The 2,252-nt window shown below is 70.5% G+C and carries 3 protein-coding genes; all 3 read right to left on the bottom strand.

The window, feature by feature from the left end:
* Positions 1-1,043, bottom strand: a 1,043-nt coding sequence (locus E1264_RS42150; protein ID WP_132183126.1) for a serine/threonine-protein kinase, incomplete at its 3' end; no start/stop codon positions are given.
* Positions 1,040-1,810: a hypothetical protein gene (locus tag E1264_RS42145; protein ID WP_132183124.1), complete on the bottom strand. Its 771-nt coding sequence runs from the start codon at positions 1,808-1,810 to the stop codon at positions 1,040-1,042. The genes E1264_RS42150 and E1264_RS42145, both read right to left, overlap by 4 nt.
* A gap of 23 nt (positions 1,811-1,833) precedes the next feature.
* On the bottom strand, positions 1,834-2,252 hold a 419-nt coding region (locus tag E1264_RS44320), incomplete at its 5' end, for a hypothetical protein (RefSeq protein ID WP_165964669.1).

Genomic DNA, 2,252 nt, shown 5'->3' with positions numbered 1-2,252 from the left:
CCCTTCGTCCCTCCGACCTTGGCCAGGACGCCCTTGGAGACGGACGCGCCGCCCTTGGCCATGAAGTCCGCCGACGCCGCCCCTTGGGCGTAGCCCATGGACGCCTGGCCTGCGAAGGCGCCCGCCGCCGTGGACGAGGCGCCAGGGGCGAGGAGCGCGCTCCCGAGCATCCCCAGCGGGATCGACGTCGCGACGGCGGCGGCGGTGGCTCCGAGAGCGAGGTAGCCGCGGCGCTCCCAGTCGGGGCCGTAGGTCCGGACTGCGACCGCCTCCAGCTCGTTGATGAACTCGTTGGCGTTCCACGTCCTGGCGGACGGGTTCTTGGCCAGGCCGCGTTCGACGAGTGGGCGCAACGGCCCGGGCACTCCGTCGAGGGGCAGGGGTCCTTCGGTGTGCGCGGCTCTCCAGTCCTCCAAGGTCGTCCCCCGGAAGGGCTTCTCGCCACTGACGCATTCCACGAACACGCAGGTGGCCGCATAGAGGTCGGTCGCGGGTGTGGCCGGTCCGCCCGTCCATTGCTCGGGCGCCATGTACGCGGGGGTACCCGCTACGCCCTTCTGCCCGGCGAGGACGGCGACTCCGAAATCGATGAGCTTGCTCTGCCCGTCGTCCTGGACCAATACGTTCGCGGGCTTGTAGTCACGGTGGACGACTCCCACGGCATGGGCCGCCGCCAGGCCCAGCAGTGAGCCCTTCAACGTGGTCAACGCGGCTTCGGGCGTGAACGGCCGCTGCTGATCGTCCAGGATGCGGCGCAGCGAGCGGCCGGGCACCGCCTCCAGGACGATCGCCGCGCCCCAGGGGGACTCCAGGTAGTCGAGCAGCCGCGCCACATGCGGATCCATGACCCGCTTGAGCATCGCGGCCTCGTCCCGGAAGACCGACCGCGCCGCCGGGTCGCCGAGCAGGTCGGGGGCCAGGTATTTGATCGCGATCGGCCCGGCGCCGGACTCATGCCGGGCGAGCACGACCACGCCTTGGGCCCCGGCCCCCAACTCCGCCAGCTCGACGAATCCGGGCAGGCGGTGTCCGCGCGGCGTCACCGGCCGGTGTTGGTCTGGATCTCGCTGACGATGAGCGGCGTGGGCTGCGATGTCATGGTGTGCTCGCCGAGGTCGCCGCCGGGGGCGTCGCAGTCGGCGCCCTGACACGTCCACGTGATGTGCCAGGAGATGGTGGCGGTGATCTCATACTTCCCGCCCGGCTGCCCGGCGGACGACCGCTTGTAGGCGTACGAGCAGGCCTTTCCGTCCTTGCTGCCGGCGTTCTGACAGACGAGCTTGTCCTCGCCGAGGTTCCACGTGACCGACCTGGGCTGGGCCGTCGCCTGGACCGTCTGCGCGCCCGCGCTGACGGGCGCCGTCTGCACGACGTTGAAGCCTTCCACCCACAGCGCGGTCCGCATGCGCACGTACGTCTTCCCATTGGGCGCGGTGTGCACTTCGGGGACGGGCAGGCCCTTCTTGGCCAGGGCGCTCTGGACGAGCTCGAACGTGTTGGGCGGTGCGGCCTGCAGCGGCGCTCCGCCCCCGTCGACGGGGACGAAGCCGACCGCCTCGTTCGCCGTCAGTCCCTCCGGCGGGGGCGGTTCGACGGGACCGCCGCCGCCTCCGCCCGAGCCGCCGCCTCCGCCGGTCGAACCGGTCTCGGTGGAGCGCGGGTTGCAGGACATCGTCCCGTCGGGCCGCACGATGCAGCCGAACGCAGGAGCGGCGGTGGCGATGGGCACCAGGAGCGCGGCCGTCACGAGGGCGGACGCCGTGATGGCGCCGGATGCCGCGCGGCGCCTGATGAGGCTGGTGGGAGACATCGTGCGTCCTTCCCGATCTGCCGTCAGCATTGCTTGTCCCGGACGGTGGCGGCGGCCTTCCAGGTGCGGCCGTCGTATTGGAGTGTGGTCCGGTAGACGTAGGCCGCGCCAGGCCCGCCGCTGATGCGCTTGCCTGTCGTGGTGGAGAAGCGGTAGCCGACGAGTGTGCGCACGCAGTCGATGACGTAGACCTTTGAGCTGTCCGTCGAGCGGGCGTAGACACGGGGGTTGAAGGTGTTGGTGAAGCGCCAGAGCTCGCCTTTGGCCTTGGTGGCTTCCAGCTCCTTCGTCACCTGACCGAGAAGCGGGTCTACGGCGACGGTCGAGAGCTCGGCAGCGTTGTTGGTTTCGTAGGCCTTTTGGTAGGCCGCCTGGTAGGCGCGGTAGCGCTTCAGGGCCGTCTGGTAAAGCTGTTTCTCTGGGATGCCGGACGGGGCAGCGG

This window comes from Actinomadura sp. KC216 (assembly GCF_004348535.1).
Lineage (GTDB): Bacteria > Actinomycetota > Actinomycetes > Streptosporangiales > Streptosporangiaceae > Spirillospora.
Note: the sequence above shows the minus strand (reverse complement) of the source record. Positions and strands in the feature narration are given on the sequence as shown.